The organism is Clostridioides sp. ES-S-0048-02, from assembly GCF_020658495.1.
Lineage (GTDB): Bacteria > Bacillota > Clostridia > Peptostreptococcales > Peptostreptococcaceae > Clostridioides.
This window is the reverse complement of sequence record NZ_JACVWH010000006.1, coordinates 136444-155060: the sequence shown is the minus strand read 5'-3', so window position 1 is coordinate 155060 and position 18617 is coordinate 136444. Positions and strand designations below refer to the sequence as shown.

Below are 18617 nucleotides of genomic sequence, written 5' to 3'. Positions count from 1 at the left end.
AGTCTCCTATTTTTAAATTTATTTTAAACTTTTTAGGTATTCTATATTATATATAGTATCCTCATTTTCTACATCTAATGATAACGCCTTTTTTAACATAAAATCAGCTTTCTCAAGTTTATTTTCAAACATATATAAAATCCCTTTTATATTTAAAATTTTGACATCATCTACAAATGTTTTTGAATAGTCTTCTACCAATAATTTTGCATCATTTATTTTGCCATTTTCAATCATATTTTCTATACTAATAATAAATCTATCTTTTAATTCTTTAAATTCTTGACTTTCTTTTGTATTTTCTTCTAATTCATTTATAAGTATTTTTATTATTTTGTTATAAAAAGGATATTCATTTAATAATTTCCTCATAGTATTTATATATTCTAATTTTTCATTAGCATCATTTATTTTGTTCTTAGTATCAAGTAGATTCTTAAATTCTATAGTAAATTTATCTAAATCATTACACACAAACTTTATTAATTCAAAATCACTTAGATTACTATATATGTATTTTATGTATTTATAAGAGTACATTATATAAAGATAAAAAATATCCTTATACTTTTCATCACTTAAACTAATATTTTCTAAAACTACTTTCGATATAACTTTATATACTCTTATCTTTTCTATTTCTGATGTGTTTGGACGACTAATTATGTACTTATATAATTCTAAATTAAAACTTCTTTCCAATGCTAAAAGATATTTTAGATATTTCTCTATCCAAACATATTCCATATCATAAAAAATATCTAGTAAATCAATTTTTTCTTCAAAAGCTATTTTTATAATACATGCATAAATTATTTCTTTCTCTTCATTTAGTATTTCTTTGCATGTATCTACAGATACATGTTTATTTGTTCTTATCTGATTTAAAAGTCCATAATTACCTTCAATATCACAAAAGCTTTTATATACAGCCTCTTTTTCATCATCTTTTATATTATTTATAAATTCTTCTATATTTCTATAAAAACTATTTCTTTCAACTTTAGAATTTGGAATTTCCTTATAATAGTTTTTTATATCTTCAAATCTATTCAATTTATATAAGGACATAAATAAGCTAAAATACACATTTTTCTTTTTTTCTATATCTTCAATATTATCATATTCTGAAATCACTAAATCATATTTTTCAAGCTTATAATAGACCTTTATCAATGTAATAATAGCCTCATCTCTAAGCCCTACAGTATCAGTATCTGAAAATAAGCTATTTGCTTGTGTACTTATTTCATAATTATCCAATAAATAAAGATATCTTTTATACGAATCTATACTATTCTCGTATTTACCTAAATCAACTTGTGCTCGTGCAACATAATAATATATATCAATATTATTCATATCTTTCTTGATATACTTTAAACATAATTTTTCACACTTCTTATGTTTTCCTAAGTATAAATATGTTTTTACAAGGCTTGTTATCAAGTAACCAGGTGCCGATTCTAGTTTAGAGTATAATTCATAAGACTTCTCAAGATAATCTAAAGCCTCTTGATATTTTCCTAATATAATAAAATTTTTCCCTAATTGGTAATTTATATATGGAGATCTCTCATCCTCTTTTAACTCTTCAAACAATAATTTTTCATTTCTTTTTACTTTATTTAACCTTATTTCTTCATCTTCAAACAAATATCCATAATGTTCAAAGTCAGCAATATTATTAAATATAGGATTTTTGTACATTGGTTGTTCATGAACTTTCCCATGGTATTTAAAATCAACATTCTTGAAAAGTCTAAGTACTGAACAATATCCATATGATTTTTTATCATATGAATAAAGATTTTTTAATTGTATAGATGCAGAATTAAATTTTTTATCAAGTCCATCTTTAAAAAATCTTACAATAGTTGAAGAATCAATTAGTATTTCATCTGCATCTAATATAAGTAGCCATTCACCCTTGGCATATGATATTGATATGTTTCTCATACTAGAAAAATCATTATTCCAATTATGAACATATACCTTCTCTGTGTATTTTCTAGATATTTTTATAGTGTCATCTGTAGAACCTGTATCGACTATTATAAGTTCACTGTCTATAGATTTTCTTAATGTGGTTAATGATTTTAAAGTTTTTTCAAGTATCTTCTCTTCATTTTTGACAATCATGACTATACTAAGTAACATATATATTTTCCTTTCAAAGCTATATTTTCTAAAAAAGAAAAGAGTAAAGCAAAGCCCTACTCTTCTTCTCTATCCAATATACAAAATTATTTTATCCTAATAATTGTAAAACTCCTTGTGGCTGTTGATTAGCTTGAGCAAGCATTGATTGTGATGCTTGAACTAATATATTCATTTTAGATAAGTTAACCATTTCTGAAGCTACATCTGTATCTCTTATTCTTGATTCAGCAGCTGTAACATTTTCTAAAGTATTACTCAAGTTAGTTTGAGTTGACTCTAGTCTATTTTGTTGTGCCCCTAATTTTGCTCTTGATGTATTTAATTCTTTAAGAGCTGCATCTAAGCTAGATACCATTTGTTTAGCTGCCTCAGTTCCTGAAGTTCCATCTACATTCATACTTGCTATTGTAGAACTAGTTATTCCAGCTGAACTCATTATACTTGCAGTGTTTACTAGTGCAACTTTTATTTCATTGTTATTATAAGATGTACCTGCAACATTTGTTCCATAGTTAGCTCCAACTTGTAATCTTACCTCTGTAGAACTTCCATCAAGTAGTTTCTTACCATTAAACTCTGTTGAACTTGATATTCTTTCAACTTCATCTTTTAGTTGTGATAACTCATTAGCTATTTTTTCTCTTTCTTCAGCATTATTAGTTTCATTTGAAGATTGTACTGATAAAGTTCTCATTCTTTGTAGTATGTTTCCAGTCTCTTCTAATGCACCCTCTGCTGTTTGTACAACAGATATACCATCTTGAACGTTTCTTCCTGCTTGGTCTAAACCTTTTATTTGAGCTCTCATTTTCTCAGATATTGCAAGTCCAGCAGCATCATCAGCAGCTCTCTTTATTCTAACCCCAGAAGATAACTTCTCCATAGACTTACTTTGCGCATTTACGTTTCTTCCCATTTGATTATTTGCTACCAAAGCACTTACATTTGTATTAACTCTCATTATTTTACCCTCCTTAGTATAGTTGACATCCTTGTCATTTCTACTTTTAACCTTTATATTAATTCTTCAATTATATCATCGGACAAGTTAACCTATAACTTTATACTTTTTTATTAAAAATATTTACTTTTTCTCTATTTAAGCTATAATACATTGTGTTTACTTGTTTAGTAAGCTTGTACTCATGTAACTCTTTTTTTACTTCTGACAATTGTTCTTGTAAAGAATTTCTTATTCTATCATCAATTTCAATTAATTCCATATCATTATAAAACTGTATAAAGTCATTTTTATCCACTTCACTTATACTATTTATAATATTTTGTCTCTCATTTAATCTATTACTTATATTTTTATACTCCTCTTTTTCAATCAAGGTTATAATTTGTAAAGATATATCTTTATATAAGTTTATTTTTTCTTCTAATTTATCCATAACTAATTACCTTGTGCTTGTGAGAAATAGTTCATTTGGGAAGAATATTGATTTAATAAAGACTCCAAAGCTGAATATTTAGCATAAAGTCTTTTCTCTTTATCATTCATTTTTTCAACTAGTCTGTTTATATTTTTTTCTTGCTCTGCAATTTGTTTTGAATACACATTTTCACTGGCAGAAGAAGTCTTTTCTATACCTGATTTTTTAACAAATTTAGAAAATGAACTTCCTGAATAATCATATACGATATCTTTCAGTTTTTCAAACATTCCCTTATCATCATAATTTGAAGAATATCCAGCTAAAGTTTTGTACACCTTGTCACTATCATCTATAAGCGCTTTTGAAAAAGCATCTGCATTAAATGATATTTGACCTTTTTTATTATAATTCTCATGTTCATTGATACCTAATTTACTTAATACAGAAATATTTTTCCCATCTCCAAAAAATGCAGATTGAATCTCTTCAACAAAAGCTCTTAATTCATCATCGTTTCTAAGTATACCTTCTTTAGCCTTTTTTTCCCATTTTTCTATTTCTTCAGTTGTCATATCTTCTTTTTGGTCATCTGTAAGAGGTGGATAATCTTTTGGCTTTTTAGTAGTAACTAGTCCATAAACCTTATCCATCAACTTATTATAGTCATCTACAAATGCCTTCATATTTTTAGTAGCTTCTTCAGTATCAGTAACAGAAACTAGTTTAGCATTTCCTTTTGAATTTACATTGTAATCAATATTATCTATTTTAAATGAGTTCTGTTCTTTACTTATATGTGTTACTCTTCCTTGTTCATCAGTTACATCAGCTTCTAGATTTTTTCCATGTACCACTGCAAATTTACTTCCACTAGTATCAGTTCCAAATGTAATACCATTATCAGTAGCAATTTGCTGAGCTAAATTATCATTTCCAGTTACTTTTAAATCAAGCTCTGATGACGAACCAGTCTGTTTTCTCGAAATAATCAATTCACCTGTCATCTCGCTATAAGAAGCCTTTATATCGCTATCTGCACAAAGTGAATTTATCTTACTTACAATAGTACTTGTAGTATCTTGTTCAGATATTGGTACATTTACACCACCTATAGTTAAAGAACTAGCTCCACTAGCATTTGGTGGGAATTGTTGAACAATAGGGTCACTTGAGTTTAATTTAATAGTCACTTTTGCTGGTTCAGCCATTTGAGAAACTGCAAATTGATAATTTATTTTCTCTGCACCAGCTGACCCTTTTGCTACTATAATACTTTCATCAGAGCTAGTTATTCTTGTAGCAGAGTATGCATTTTTACTTACTATACTGTTAGGAGATTCTATACTTAAATACTTATCATAAAGATCCTTTGATTCCTGTATAATATTTCTATATATTTCTTGTTTCCATTTAACTATTTGTTGATCCTGTTTCGCTTTATCAACTTTTTCCTTATCTCTTGTCATACTAGCTTCTATTATACCTTCCATATCAAAATTTCCTGAAAGGCCTGTAACTCTTATAGGACTTATACTTGACATATATTTATCCCCCCATCCATAATTATACTTCTAATTTACTATAAACTTCATGCCATGTATCTCTAATCTGTTCTACTATTGGCAATATCTCATCAATTATTTTAATCTCCTTATTTACATCAGCTCTTATTAATTCAGCTTTTATAAACTCATAAACCTTATACATATCTTCTGCCCATTGTCCTGCATTTTGGTCTAATGTAGTCATTAATTCTGTAAATATATTTTGAACTCTCACAAGTTCACTATGTGCTTTCAAATAATCCTTATTTAAAAGTGCTACTCTTGATATATTAGTATATTCTACTGTAGCATCTACAAGCATTAATAGTAGTTCTTCTTTTGATAACTCATTTAGTTTATCTAAATTTAAATTCATTATTTATACCTACTTCTTTCTTCTTTGCTTTTTTTATCAGCTTCATGCCATGTATCTTTAATTTGCTCTATTACAGGTAACACATTATCTATTATCTGAATGTCTTTTCTAATATTGGCTCTTGAAAGTTCATATCTTACAAAATCATAAACTTTGTACATATCTTTTGCCCATTGTCCTGCATTTTGGTCCAATGTAACCATTAATTCTGTAAATATATCCTGTACTCTTATAAGCTCTCTATGTGCTCTTTGTGTATTTTTATCTACAATAGCTCCTCTGGCTATTTTTGTATATTTTACTGCCCCATCAACAAGCATAAGCAACAATTGTTCCTTTGATGCCATAAAAACAGCATTTTGCTTATAAGAACTATAAGGGTTTTCTCCATACATATATTACTTCCTCCAAGAATTTTATTTTAATGATTTTAAAATTTTTATATTTTTATTTGTAGCCTTTATATTTTCACTCTTTACTTTCTCATATATTTCTTTTCTTAGTATATTTATATTGTTAGGAGCTGATATGGCTAGTTTGACATTATTTCCATCTACTCCTACAACTTTGACCTCTATGTTCTCTCCTATAAGTACTGCTTCATCTTTTTTCCTTGAAATGACTAGCATCCACCATCACCTCTCAGTAATGGATGCCTTATTGAATATTTCTCATCCTGTAAAATTATTTGCATTCCAAAATTATTTCTTACATTTATTACTATAGGAGCTTTCATGTTCACAGTTGATTCTTCAAGCGTCTGTCCAAGAGTGATTATGTTCAATAACATAATATCATTTGGAGATTTCACTTCTAGTTTTTCAATTGTATCCTGATTTAGGACTATCTCATATTCTTTAATAATTTCAAATGGGGATACAACAATAAATCCGATACAATCTTCCTCAGTAGAATTAAACTCTTTTAAAATATCATTATCTTCTATATCTAAAAGCTTGTATTCTCTTAAATTTTCAAATCCTAGTATCCCTTTTTTTAATGTAACCTTCATCATATCTGCGTTATTTTACTATATGTAATCTAATATAGATACATTAAATAACTTTCCTCCTGTTTGTAGTGAAGCTTGATAAGTTAATTCTGCTGCCTTTAATTGAACAAGTTTTTCTCCATAATCTATTTCTTCATTTTGTGACAGAATATCCTTTAACTGTATCAAACTATCATTATTTTTTTCCTTCATAGCCTCTACTGTATTTGCTTTTGTACCATATATAGACCTAACATTCACTGTATTTTCTATTAGTTGTTCCATGTCACCTAAACAAGTTGTTGTCAGCTCTTTTATAGCATCCGCATCTGGATTTGCTAATTTTTTTGATATATTATTTAACTCTTTAAAGGGGTCAGCCTGTGTTGGGTCAAATCCAAGACTACTCAATTTAACGTTATAATCTACACTTATCCCTTGAGCTATATCCATACTCAAAGAGTCATTTAATTTATTAAGATTTAGACTAGAATTAAACTTTAAACTCACTGAACCGTCAGCATTATCTATACATTCAACAGGTGGTACACCTGTATTTGAACCTGAAAATATGTACTTTCCTTCATGTGTTGCATTTAAAGCATTTGCAATTTCTTTCATTTTTTCATTAGTTTCATTACTAAGAGTCTTTAGTTCATCATCTGAATATGCACCATCACCACTTGCCACCAAAGTTTTCTTTATATCTGATAATAATTTTCCAAGCTGATCTAATGCAGTATCAGTAGTTTCTAACCAATCTCCTGTATCTTTACAATTCTCAACATAAGTCTCCATAGTTTTTATTTCACTTTTTGAGTTCAATATTTTTATTGCTTTATATGGATTATCGGATAGTTTGTTTATTTCTTTTGTTGTATTAACTTGTCTATTAACCTTATCTAATCTTTGTAGATTATCTTGTAGCGAGTTTAGATAACTGCTAGACATCATACCTGTACTAACTCTCATTATAAGTTCCCCCTTCTATTAAATTATTCCATTTATTACAACATCCAACAGTTGCACAGCTGTTGACATAACTTTTGCACTAGCTTGATAGGAACGTTGTACTTTTATAAGCTCTGTCATTTCTTCATCTAAAGATACACCTGAAACACTCATTCGTGAACTATCAATATTATTTATAATTTTACGTTGATTCACTTCATCTTGATTCACTTTTTTAGAATCTAAACCTATTGATTCTGCAAAAGCTTTATAGTGGTCACTTATCGTACTTACTTTTCCACCAACTACCCCAATATCTATTTTTTCATCCTTTAGCTTAGCAATCTTTGAAGCCTCATCAGCAGTAAGCTTTAATTCATTTGGATTACTCTTTATAGCTGGATTTACCTTTATGATATCTTCACCATCTACATTTGAAGTTATAAAAAAATCTGTTACTGTTATTCCAGCAGATGTATTATAAACATCATTTATCTGTTTAGCTAATCCATCAGATACATCTTTTAAATCGCTTTTATATGTATCAATTTTACCATGCATTTCAAACAAGCCTTGTAAAGTTCCTGATACACCTGTTTTCCAAGTTCCATCTACATTTTTTAATTCATTAAGTTCTAATTTACCATCTGCAAGCATATTTTTAACATCACCATTTTCAAGGTCTAGTTTAAAACTTAAGGAATCTAATATTCTATCTCTTTCATCAAGCAAATCATTTGGAGTAGAGCCAGAACCAGATATAACATCAATAGATTTATTCAAATCTTCAAGACTTTTTAACATGTCATTTATTTGTTTTATTTCAGAGTTTATATTATCATCTATATCTCCCTTTAACTTATTAAGCTTCTTATAACTTTCACTTATTAAAGTTGCCAGATTTGATGCATTTTCTACCACTAGACTTTTTTTACTATCACTATTTATATCCTTTGCTAATGATTCCCATCCTTTAAAAAGGTCGTCTATACCTGCAGATATTCCATAGTCTGATGGTTCATTTATTATAGTTTCTATAGTATTATAATAGTCATACTTTGAAACTGTATTACCATATTTATGTGCTTCTGCTCTAAATTGATAATCATAAAAACTATTTCTAGCCCTTGTTACATTTGTTACATGTACACCTGTACCTAATTGACCTCTTCCAATTGCATTGTTCAAGCTAGGCATATACATTGGACTATTTGTTGCAAATTCTGTCCTTTGCCTAGAATAACCTTCTGTATCTAGATTACTTATATTATGAGAAATTGTCTGTATTGCTTTTTGATGCGCATTCATTCCTGAATTAGCTGTATTTAAAATGGAAAATAATCCTGCCATATTTCTCCTCCCAACATTTATTTTCTAATATCTCCATAAGAATTATAAGTTGTAGTTTGTTTATCAACTGGTTTTATAAAATTAATCATTTTTTTCGTAAAAATCAGTTCTTTCTTTATGAGAGAATCATTTGATTCTTGTTGATTTTTAGCTAAAACAATAATATGCTTTAAATCTGTATATATTTCTTTTAGATATTCATCATTACTATTTTCAACAACTTCACTCATTGAAATATCTTCATTAAAAAGTTGTCTTCTCTTTATCTCTATAGATGCAAGTTCCCTACTAATATCTTCTAATTTAGGATTTAACCTATTTAAATTTTCTATATCTTTTGCAACTATATAGTCAAATTGCTCTTTTAATAATTCCATCATATTACTAAGTATCTTTTTTTCTTCATATATTATAACTTTTAAGTCTGTAATCATGACTTTATCCTCGCATATCCTCTATCATTTTTTTCGCAATTTCTTCTGGTTTTATTTTGTAAGTTCCATTTTCCAATGCATTTTTTATTTCATCGATTTTTTTATTTCTAATAGTCTCATCACTCATATTTGATACACTTGCCATTTCCTTTGCAACTTTAGATAGCTCTATCTTGTCTGTTTTACTAGTTTTTTGAACTTCTTCCACTTTTTTTACACCTGATGTATTCTTTAAATAATTATTTATTACAATATTTGAACTTACATTTTTAATATCCATATTTTCACCTCCAAAATTACATACTTATAATTTAGTTATCGCTCAAAAAATAAAAACATTTATATGATTCAAACATATTTTAAATTTTTTATAAAAATATCCCCTTAGCTAAATTCATACAGAACAGCTTAAAGGGATACTATTTAAAATGCTAATTTATATCTGAATCTTCTATTTTAGATAATCTTACAGATAATTTCTCATTTGTAATAATGCTTTCTCCATAAGCAAACAATCTATCATTTGCATATATATCTAATTTTTCATCCACATTCTTATTTAGTTTTATTATAGAACCTTCTTTTAATTCTAATATGTTTTTTATTGTTTCTGTTGTATTTCCTATAGAAACAGCTACATTTACTTTTGCATTAAAAACATTTTGATTTTCTTCTATAACGCCAGTCTTTTCTTCTATTAGTTGCCCAAAATTCAATTCATATATATCCTCTTTTTTGCTATTCATAAAACTTTTCTCCTTGTATAACCTTATCTATACATATCTATCAACAAGCCTTGTATCATATCAACAGTAGAAACAATATCTATGTTTTCTTTTTCTTCACTAAGTAATTTACTAGTCATATCCTCAAGTTTATCATCAACAATCTTTACATTCTTATAGTATTGATGCTCCCAAAAACTGCTATTTTTATCAAGTGAATACATATTATCTACAACAGATTTTAGGTATTCTTTTACTGCATTTTTGTATATACTAATATCACCATAGTTTTGAGTAAGTACAAGCCTTTCCCCCGCCTTTTTTACACTTTCCAGATTTCGTTTTATATCTTCCATTGAAGAAGATTGTTTTACAGAGTTTAAGTTATCAGAAAATTTATTATTCTCTTTTAGTTTTTTAACCTCTATATTTCTACTTGGACTTATGTTTAGCTTATCTATATTTATACCCATAATAAAGCCTACCCTCTATAATATTTCATAACCTTAGGAATATAATTTTGTGTTTCTTTTGGCATTTTATACAGGTCAGAAATTGATTCTACCCCTCTGCTTTTCATCCTTCCAGGACCACCATTATATGCCATCAATCCCATTTCTATGCTCCCTCCAAACATATCAATGTATTCCTTAATGTGTCTAGTTCCAGCATCTATATTCTGTTCTATATTAAAAGGGTCTGTAACACCCAAATCTTTGCAATTTTCCGGCATAAGTTGCATAAGACCCTTCGCACCAGCAGAAGATACAGTATTTGGATTAAAATCTGATTCAACTTTAATTATTGCTTTTATAAGGTTCGCATCCACATTATATTTTTTTGATGCTTGCTCTACAGCACTTTCAATTCTTGACTTTAAATTTTTATCTTTTGTATCAACATCTATAAACCTACTAGATGTATTATTTACTGCATTATCAAGCTCGTTAAATAAATTTTCAGAATTAGACAATAAATTATATCCATTAGAAGTCTGTTGATTATTTTGTGACAATGCTTTTAACAATGTCATCATAACCATGTCAAATCCAGATGAATTATTATATGTACAGTTACACTGATTTGTAGTGTTGCTACCAGATAATTGAGTTAATGCCAATATATTAATTAATGAACTTATCTCATTCAATATAAAACTCCCCTTTCTAAATTTTATAAACTTCAAAATTAAACTGATAGAACAGATTTCCACCAATATTCATGCTCTATATACCATTTAACTGTTTCTTTTATACCTGAATCAAAATCATATTTTGCCTTCCAACCTAACTCATTCTCTATTTTAGATGGGTCGATAGCATATCTTAAGTCATGACCAGGTCTATCATTTACATAGGATATTAAATCCTCAGATTTACCTAAAATATTTAATATAATTTTTACTACTTCTATATTACTTCTTTCATTATGACCACCTATATTATAAACCTCACCAATTTTTCCTTTATGTATTATTAAATCTACAGCAGTACAATGGTCGTATACATGTAACCAGTCTCTTATATTTTCTCCATTTCCATACACTGGCAATTGTTTGTCTTCAAAAGCATTTAAAATCATAAGCGGTATCAATTTTTCAGGAAAATGATATGGCCCATAATTATTTGAACATCTAGATATAGTTGTTGGAAGTCCATATGTCCTATAGTAAGAGTTAACCAATAAATCTGCTGCTGTTTTAGACGCTGAATAAGGGGAACTTGGATTAATAGCTGATTTCTCTGTAAAGAATAAATCCCTTCTATCAATTGGTAAATCACCATAGACTTCATCTGTAGAAACCTGATGATATCTTTTTATCCCATATGTTCTACATGCATCTAAAAGTACTTGTGTTCCTATAATATTTGTTTGTATAAATAATTGTGGATTTTCAACTGACCTATCTACATGAGATTCTGCCGCAAAGTTAACAACTATATCAAACTTTTCCTCTTCAAATAATTTATAGACATGCTCTCTATCTGAAATATCTCCTCTAACAAATTTATAATTGGGCTTATCTTGTACTTCTTTTAATGTTTCCAAATTACCAGCATAAGTCAATAAATCTAGATTAACAATAGAATAATTTAGATACTTATTAAGCATATAATGTACAAAATTACTCCCAATAAATCCTGCTCCTCCTGTTATCAGTATTTTTTTCATATTTTTCTCCTAAATATTAATTCTAATAAATTTTATTAACGTTCTATACAGATATCTTTAAAACTTTTTTGTTTTTTGTCCTTTACTGATAAGAATATTTCTTCAATTCCTTCTAAAGGCCAATCAATCGATACTTGCTTATCATTCCACATAAAACCACTATCAAATTCTGGATAATAATAATTTGTACACTTATAACTAAATACAGCTTTTTCTGATAAAACTAAAAATCCATGTGCAAATCCTTCTGGAATATAAAATTGCTTTTTATTTTTATCAGACAGTATTACTCCTTCCCACTCTCCAAATGTTTGTGAATCTTTCCTTAAGTCAACTGCAACATCGAAAACTTCTCCCTCTGTAACTCTAACTAATTTTCCTTGAGGATATCTATTTTGAAAATGCATTCCCCTTAATACGCCTTTCCTTGAGCTAGATTCATTATCTTGAACAAAACACATATCAAGTCCAAACTCCATAAAATCTTTTTTATTATAACTCTCAAAAAAATATCCTCTATTATCATAAAACACATTTGGTTCGACTATATATAGCCCTTCTATTTTTGTCTTTATAAAATTGAATTTTACCATTACAATAAACTCCTTTATTGAAATAAAATTTATGATAAATTTTATTTCATATTACATATCTTCATTGGCTAGTTTTAATAGATACTGGCCATACTCAGTTTTTATCAGTGGTCTAGCTAGTTCAATTAACTTCTCTCTACTTATATATCCCTTTGTATATGCAATCTCTTCTAAACATGCTATATACAATCCCTGTCTTGTCTGAACTACTTCAACATAATTAGAAGCATCTAATAGCCCCTTATGTGTACCAGTATCCAACCAAGCCATACCTCTTCCTAAAAGTTCTACTTTTAGTTTTCCTCGTTTTAGATATTCATTATTTATTGAAGTTATTTCTAGTTCCCCTCTATCTGATGGTTCAACAATCTTTGCTATTTCTACAACATCATTGTCATAAAAGTATAACCCTGGTATAGCATAATTAGATTTAGGTATTTTAGGTTTTTCTTCTATTGATAAAACATTAAACTCTTCATCAAATTCCACAACACCAAACGCATTTGGATTACTAACATGATATCCGAATATGGTTGCTCCAGTTCTTTTAACTGCATTCTCTAATCTTTCGCTAAATCCATACCCATAAAATATGTTATCACCTAATACAAGAGAAACACTATCACTTCCTATAAATTCTTCTCCTATTATAAATGCTTCTGCAATCCCATTTGGTTTTTCCTGAATTGCATATGCTATTTTAAGTCCCAATGAACTTCCATCTCCAAATAGTTCCTCAAAAGCTATTATATCTCTTGGTGTAGATATTATAAGTATTTCTTGTATCCCTGCCAACATAAGAACTGACATTGGATAATATATCATTGGCTTATCATATATTGGAAGTGTTTGTTTTGATATACATTTTGTTATAGGATATAGTCTTGTTCCAGACCCTCCTGCTAAAATAATTCCTTTCATATTTATTCCATCCTTAAATTTACTTTGTCATATAATGATTATCGGATAAATAAAAGAAATATTTATATTTTACGTAATATCTTATTTTATTTTTTATAAATAGAATATTTACCTTCTAATGATATCATATTCTTTTAAATACTCTTCTATAGACTCTTCCCATTTTCTAAATGAATTTAATCCAATTAATTTCAGCATAAAATTATCAAGTACAGAATATTGTGGTCTTTGAGTTTTACTCTTAAAATCTTTACTTTTAATTGGATTTACTTTTATATCTATATTTTTTAACTCAAATATCTTTTTAGCAAAATCATACCAACTACACTCACCTTCACATGTGGCATGATAAACTCCATAATTCTCTGTTTCCATAATATTTATTATAACCTTTGCTAAGTCTACTGTACTTGTTGGACTCCCAAACTGGTCATCAACGACATTAACTTCTTTATTTTCTTTAGAAAATTTTATCATAGTCTTTACAAAATTATTTCCATCACCATATAGCCATGCTGTTCTCAGTATAAAGTACTTATGTGAGAATTGTTCCACAAATTTTTCTCCCATAAGTTTACTTTTTCCATAAACAGAATTAGGTTCAGTTTTATTATCTTCTTTATATGGATATTTAGAAATACCATTAAATACATAATCAGTTGATATGTGGACAAGTTTAGCATTCACTTTTTTTGATGCTATTGCTAAATTCCTAGCTCCTAAAGAATTTATTTTATATGAAGTTTCTATATTGTCTTCACATGCATCGACCTTTGTATATGCTGCACAGTTTATAATTACATCAGGTTTATTATATGTTATAAAACTATCTACATTAGTTTGATTAGATATATCTAAATCATCTCTTGTTGTAGGTAATATATCATATTTTACTTGTTTTATACTTTGATTAATTGATTCTAATTGATTGACCAATTCTCTCCCTAATTGACCATTAGACCCTGTTATTAATATTTTCATTGACTGTTTTTACCCCCTCAATAAATATTCAAATCTACCTAATACTTAATTATAACATAGCTTATATTTTGACTTAGGTAGAATATATATTATTTTTATATAAATAGAAAAAGAGATGTAACATTAAATGATTATCATCACATTATTACATCTCTCTAAATCTAAATATTTAAAACATATGTTTTAATTACCAATTAATTACCAGAATCCTATCTAAAATACTTAACTCCAGATTCAAATATCTTTTGGTCTTTCTCACCTATGATATTCTTAAATACTTCCTCACCAATTCTCTCAGAATGTCCCATTTTACCAAACACTCTACCATCAGCACTAGTTATACCTTCAACAGCATAGAATGAACCATTTGGATTAAATTCAATATCATAAGTAGCTTCATTATTAAAATTAACATATTGAGTTGCTACTTGTCCATTAGCAATTAATTCTCTCATAACATCTTCACTAGCAACAAATTTACCTTCTCCATGAGAAATAGCTATATTGTGAATATCTCCAACATTAGTTTGAGCTAGCCAAGGAGATTTATTAGATGAAATTCTAGTTCTAGCAATCTTAGCTTGATGACGTCCAATATTATTGTAAGTAAGTGTTGGTGCACTTTCACTTGGAACTCTTATTTCTCCATATGGAACTAAACCTAACTTAATTAATACTTGGAATCCATTACAGATACCTAACATCAAACCATCTTTTTGAGTTAAAAACTCATTTATAGCTTCTTGAACTCTAGGGTTTCTAAATACAGTAGCTATAAATTTACCAGAACCATCTGGCTCATCACCAGCACTAAATCCTCCTGGTAACATTATTATTTGAGAAGATTTTATTTCATTCACTATTGTATCTATAGAATCTTCTATGTCTTTATAAGTTAAATTCTTAAATACTCTTATATTTGCATTAGCCCCTGCTCTTTCAAATGCTCTTGCAGAGTCATATTCACAGTTTGTTCCAGGGAATGCTGGTATAAATACTCTTGGAGTAGCTATACTTAATGATGATTTTTTAGCCTCTCCTTGTGATATATAGCTTATAGTCTCTATTTTTGATTTTACTTCTTCTGTTTTAGTTGGGAATATAGGCTCTAAAGTACTACAATGTGCTTTATATAATTCATCTAATGAAAGTTCTTCACCTTTAATGAATATACTAGCATCTTTAACTGTACTTCCAAGCACTATGTAATTATATCCATCTAACATGCTTAAATCATCATTTGCTAATTCAAGTACTATATCTCCATAACTAGCTTCAAATAATTTATCATCTGTATATACTTTTTCAGCTTCTTCATTAAACTTAAATCCTATTTTGTTACCAAAAGCCATTTTACTTATTGCTTCACCTACACCTGCAAATCCCAATGCATATGTTGATAAAACTTTATTTTCATGTATAAGTTCTCTTACTTTATCTAAGTTTTTCTTTAGTTCTTCAAAGTCTATAACATTATTTTCTGCTTTATTTACACATAACATTACTACTTTTGAATCTGCTTTTTTAAATTCTGGAGATACTACTTTTCTAGCATCTACTGTATCAACAGCAAATGAAACTAATGTTGGTGGAACTTCAATATCTTTAAATGTACCAGACATACTGTCTTTTCCACCTATAGCAGGTATTTCAAACTTACTTTGTGCATAAAATGCTCCTAAAAGTGCTGAGAATGGTTTGCCCCATTTTTCTGGATTGTTACCAAGTTTTTCAAAGTACTCTTGGAATGTAAGTCTTGTTGTACTGTAATTTCCTCCAATAGCAACTAATTTACATACAGATTCTACTACTGCATATAAAGCTCCATGGAATGGACTCCATTTCCCTACTTTTGGATTATATCCATAAGTCATTATTGTAGAAGTATTAGTTTCTCCACCAAGAACTGGTATCTTAGCAACCATACCTTGAGTTGGAGTAGCTTGATACTTTCCACCAAATGGCATAAGTACTGTATTTCCACCAATTGTATTATCAAACATCTCTACTAATCCTTTTTGAGAACAAACATTAAGGTCAGATAATACTTTTGTAAATTTATCTTTCATACTTGCACACTTAACATCTTTTACTATTTCATTAGAGCTAAAGAATGTGTTTTCTTCATCTACTTTAGTAACATGGACATCAGTAGTTTGTTTCACTCCATTTGTATCTAAAAACTCTCTATTTATATCAACAATTGCTTTTCCATTCCAGAACATTCTTAAATATCCTGTATCAGTTACTGTAGCTACATGTGTAGCTTCTAAGTTTTCTTCTACTGCTAATTGTATAAATTTATCTTTATTTTCTTTTTTTATAGCTACTGCCATACGCTCTTGTGATTCTGAAATTGAAAGTTCAGTTCCATCAAGCCCATCGTATTTTTTAGGCACTAAATCTAAGTTTATGTCCAAACTATCAGCAATCTCACCTATAGCAACACAAACCCCACCTGCTCCAAAGTCATTACATCTTTTTATCATTTGAGCAACTTCTTTATTTCTAAAGAATCTTTGTATTTTTCTTTCATTAGGAGCATCTCCTTTTTGAACTTCTGCACTACAAGTCAATATTGATTCTTCACTATGCTCTTTAGATGAACCAGTTGCTCCTCCACAACCATCTCTTCCTGTTTTTCCTCCAAGAAGAACTATTACATCTCCTGCTTCTGGTCTTTCTCTTACTACATTTTCTTTTGGTGCTGCTGCTATAACTGCACCTATTTCCATTCTTTTTGCAACAAAGTTTTCGTCATATACTTCTGCAACTTGTCCAGTTGTAAGACCTATTTGGTTCCCATATGAACTATATCCATGAGCTGCTTCTGTAGTTATTTTTCTTTGCATAAGCTTTCCAGGTAAAGTGTCCTCTAAAGTTGTTCTTGGGTCAGCACTTCCTGTAACACGCATTGCTTGGTAAACATAACTTCTTCCTGATAATGGGTCTCTTATAGCTCCACCTAGGCAAGTAGCTGCTCCACCAAACGGCTCTATTTCAGTTGGATGGTTATGAGTTTCATTTTTAAACATTACTAAATATTTTTCCATCTTTCCATCAACTTCAACATCCACATTTATACTACATGCATTTATTTCTTCACTTTCATCTAGATCATTTAACTTACCATTTTTCTTTAATTCTTTTACTGCAACTGTAGCTATATCCATTAAGCATATATCTTTATGTCTATTTACATATACATTGTCTCTTGAGTTAAGATACATTTGATATGCTTCTTTTACTATATCATTAAATTTACCATCTTCTATTTTCACATTTTCTATTTCAGTCATAAAAGTAGTATGCCTACAATGATCAGACCAATAAGTATCTAGAACTTTTATTTCTGTTATAGTTGGGTTTCTCTTTTCTGTATCTTTGAAATATTTTTGAACATGTTGTAAGTCTCCTAAAGTCATTGCTAATCCTTTGTCACTTACAAATGATTTTAATCCGTCTTCATTTAAATCTATAAATCCATCTAATATTTCAACTGCTGTTGGTATCTCAGTTTCCATTTTTAATGTTTCTGGTTTTTCTAAAGATGCTTCTCTACTATCCACTGGATTTATGCAGTAATCCTTTATTTTGCTAAATTCTTCATCAGTTATTTTACCTGATAATATATAAACCTTTGCTGTATTAATGGCAGGTCTTATACCTTGATTTACTATTTGGACACATTGAGCTGCCCAGTCACCCCTTTGGTCATATTGACCAGGTAGGAACTCTATTGCAAATACTCTTTCTCCATTTAATTCTGGTATTTCCTCATAGTATACTACATCTAGATTTGGCTCAGAAAAGATTGTCTTTGCTGCATTTTCATAAACATCTTCTGATATTCCTTCTACATCATATCTATTTAATATTCTTAAATCTTCTATACTACTTATGTGCAAGCTTTCCACTAAATCCTTTTTTAAAGCTTTAGCCTCAAGGTCAAAACCTTCTCTTTTTTCAACTAGTACTCTTCTAACCATTGAGTCTTTATTTCCAGTATTCAACATACCTTATCCTCCATTTTA

General features: G+C 28.8%; 20 protein-coding genes. All 20 read right to left on the bottom strand.

The annotated features are described in order from the left end of the window. Positions 1–18: 18 nt before the first annotated feature. Positions 19–2160 (bottom strand): glycosyltransferase, encoded by a 2142-nt coding sequence (locus IC173_RS10425; RefSeq protein WP_227483453.1) that lies wholly within the window; start codon positions 2158–2160, stop codon positions 19–21. 91 nt (positions 2161–2251) lie between these two features. Beyond that, the gene (locus tag IC173_RS10420) at positions 2252–3124 is read right to left on the bottom strand and encodes a flagellin (RefSeq protein ID WP_227434656.1); all 873 of its coding nucleotides are present in this window, start codon (positions 3122–3124) and stop codon (positions 2252–2254) included. Positions 3125–3224: 100 nt separating this feature from the next. After that, complete coding sequence (locus tag IC173_RS10415) at positions 3225–3560, bottom strand: flagellar protein FliT (RefSeq protein ID WP_227434655.1); 336 nt, start codon at positions 3558–3560, stop codon at positions 3225–3227. A 2-nt stretch (positions 3561–3562) separates the two neighbouring features. After that, positions 3563–5086 carry a flagellar filament capping protein FliD gene (gene fliD, locus IC173_RS10410; protein WP_227483454.1) on the bottom strand — a complete coding sequence of 508 codons (1524 nt, stop codon included), beginning with the start codon at positions 5084–5086 and terminating at the stop codon, positions 3563–3565. 22 nt (positions 5087–5108) lie between these two features. Further along, positions 5109–5465 carry a flagellar export chaperone FliS gene (fliS, locus tag IC173_RS10405; protein WP_227483455.1) on the bottom strand — a complete coding sequence of 119 codons (357 nt, stop codon included), beginning with the start codon at positions 5463–5465 and terminating at the stop codon, positions 5109–5111. Beyond that, on the bottom strand, positions 5465–5860 hold the full coding sequence (gene fliS, locus IC173_RS10400; protein ID WP_227434652.1) for a flagellar export chaperone FliS: 396 nt from the start codon (positions 5858–5860) through the stop codon (positions 5465–5467). Before fliS (IC173_RS10400) ends, fliS (IC173_RS10405) begins: the two co-directional genes overlap by 1 nt. A gap of 21 nt (positions 5861–5881) precedes the next feature. Continuing rightward, positions 5882–6094 carry a carbon storage regulator CsrA gene (gene csrA / locus IC173_RS10395; RefSeq protein WP_095892764.1) on the bottom strand — a complete coding sequence of 71 codons (213 nt, stop codon included), beginning with the start codon at positions 6092–6094 and terminating at the stop codon, positions 5882–5884. Then, complete coding sequence (gene fliW / locus IC173_RS10390) at positions 6088–6480, bottom strand: flagellar assembly protein FliW (protein ID WP_227483456.1); 393 nt, start codon at positions 6478–6480, stop codon at positions 6088–6090. Before fliW ends, csrA begins: the two co-directional genes overlap by 7 nt. A 15-nt stretch (positions 6481–6495) precedes the next feature. Beyond that, the gene (gene flgL / locus IC173_RS10385) at positions 6496–7428 is read right to left on the bottom strand and encodes a flagellar hook-associated protein FlgL (protein WP_227434650.1); all 933 of its coding nucleotides are present in this window, start codon (positions 7426–7428) and stop codon (positions 6496–6498) included. Between the two features lie 18 nt (positions 7429–7446). Then, complete coding sequence (gene flgK / locus IC173_RS10380; RefSeq protein WP_227855503.1) at positions 7447–8757, bottom strand: flagellar hook-associated protein FlgK; 1311 nt, start codon at positions 8755–8757, stop codon at positions 7447–7449. Positions 8758–8774: 17 nt separating this feature from the next. Next, the gene (locus tag IC173_RS10375) at positions 8775–9191 is read right to left on the bottom strand and encodes a flagellar protein FlgN (protein WP_227483458.1); all 417 of its coding nucleotides are present in this window, start codon (positions 9189–9191) and stop codon (positions 8775–8777) included. A 4-nt stretch (positions 9192–9195) separates the two neighbouring features. Beyond that, positions 9196–9471, bottom strand: coding sequence for a flagellar biosynthesis anti-sigma factor FlgM (flgM, locus tag IC173_RS10370; protein WP_227483459.1), 276 nt, complete (start codon positions 9469–9471; stop codon positions 9196–9198). A 151-nt stretch (positions 9472–9622) separates the two neighbouring features. Further along, positions 9623–9937 (bottom strand): FliM/FliN family flagellar motor switch protein, encoded by a 315-nt coding sequence (locus tag IC173_RS10365; RefSeq protein ID WP_227434646.1) that lies wholly within the window; start codon positions 9935–9937, stop codon positions 9623–9625. Positions 9938–9960: 23 nt separating this feature from the next. Beyond that, positions 9961–10389, bottom strand: a complete 429-nt coding sequence (locus IC173_RS10360) for a YaaR family protein (protein WP_227434645.1) — start codon at positions 10387–10389, stop codon at positions 9961–9963. An 8-nt stretch (positions 10390–10397) separates the two neighbouring features. Next, entirely contained in the window at positions 10398–11066 is a 669-nt protein-coding gene (locus tag IC173_RS10355; RefSeq protein WP_227434644.1) for a lytic transglycosylase domain-containing protein, read from the bottom strand. A 38-nt stretch (positions 11067–11104) separates the two neighbouring features. After that, on the bottom strand, positions 11105–12088 hold the full coding sequence (gene rfbB, locus IC173_RS10350) for a dTDP-glucose 4,6-dehydratase (RefSeq protein WP_227483460.1): 984 nt from the start codon (positions 12086–12088) through the stop codon (positions 11105–11107). 35 nt (positions 12089–12123) lie between these two features. Beyond that, positions 12124–12681, bottom strand: a complete 558-nt coding sequence (rfbC, locus tag IC173_RS10345; RefSeq protein ID WP_227483461.1) for a dTDP-4-dehydrorhamnose 3,5-epimerase — start codon at positions 12679–12681, stop codon at positions 12124–12126. 51 nt (positions 12682–12732) lie between these two features. Beyond that, entirely contained in the window at positions 12733–13602 is an 870-nt protein-coding gene (rfbA, locus tag IC173_RS10340; RefSeq protein ID WP_227434641.1) for a glucose-1-phosphate thymidylyltransferase RfbA, read from the bottom strand. Between the two features lie 108 nt (positions 13603–13710). Beyond that, on the bottom strand, positions 13711–14583 hold the full coding sequence (rfbD, locus tag IC173_RS10335; RefSeq protein WP_227483462.1) for a dTDP-4-dehydrorhamnose reductase: 873 nt from the start codon (positions 14581–14583) through the stop codon (positions 13711–13713). A gap of 209 nt (positions 14584–14792) precedes the next feature. Further along, on the bottom strand, positions 14793–18599 hold the full coding sequence (locus tag IC173_RS10330; RefSeq protein WP_227483463.1) for a phosphoribosylformylglycinamidine synthase: 3807 nt from the start codon (positions 18597–18599) through the stop codon (positions 14793–14795). Between the last annotated feature and the right edge of the window lie 18 nt (positions 18600–18617).